At 68.3% G+C, this 671-nt stretch carries 1 protein-coding gene; it reads right to left on the bottom strand.

Annotated elements, in window-relative coordinates; genetic code table 11:
- Positions 1-671 (bottom strand): beta-ketoacyl synthase N-terminal-like domain-containing protein (locus tag FKN01_RS32285; protein ID WP_143626191.1); only part of this gene is annotated, 671 nt, incomplete at both ends.

The raw sequence follows: 671 nt of genomic DNA, 5'->3' as shown, positions 1-671 counted from the left end.
ATCGGGTCACCCAGCCGAGTGCCCGTCCCATGCGCCTCCACCAGATCCACCTGATCCGACGAGATCTGCGCATCAGCCAACGCCGCCCGAATCACCCGCTGCTGCGAAGGACCATTCGGAGCCGTCAGCCCGTTGCTCGCACCGTCCTGATTCACCGCACTGCCCCGTAGCACCGCAAGGACCGGGTGTCCGTTGCTGCGAGCGTCGGAAAGCTTCTCCAGGAGCAGGATGCCGGCCCCCTCCGACCAGCTGGTGCCGTCGGTGGCGCCCGCGAACGACTTGCAGCGGCCGTCCTTGGAGAGGCCGCCCTGCCGGCTGAACTCCACGAACACCTCAGGCGTCGACATGACCGCCACGCCGCCGGCCAGCGCCATCGAGCACTCGCCCGACCGCAGCGCCTGGGCCGCCAAGTGCAGGCTCACGAGCGACGAGGAGCAGGCGGTGTCCACCGTCATCGACGGGCCCTCGAAGCCGAAGACGTACGACACGCGGCCCGAGGCGATGGAACCGGTGGCGCTGTTGTGGGCGTAGTCGTGGTACATCATCCCGGCGAACACACCGGTCTTGCTGCCCTTCAGTGTGGCGGGGTCGATTCCGGCCCGCTCGAACACCTCCCACGAGCATTCCAGCAGCAGCCGCTGCTGCGGGTCCATGATCAGGGCCTCGTTCGG

This window comes from Streptomyces sp. 130 (genome assembly GCF_007096885.1).
Lineage (GTDB): Bacteria > Actinomycetota > Actinomycetes > Streptomycetales > Streptomycetaceae > Streptomyces.
Note: the sequence above shows the minus strand (reverse complement) of the source record. Positions and strands in the feature narration are given on the sequence as shown.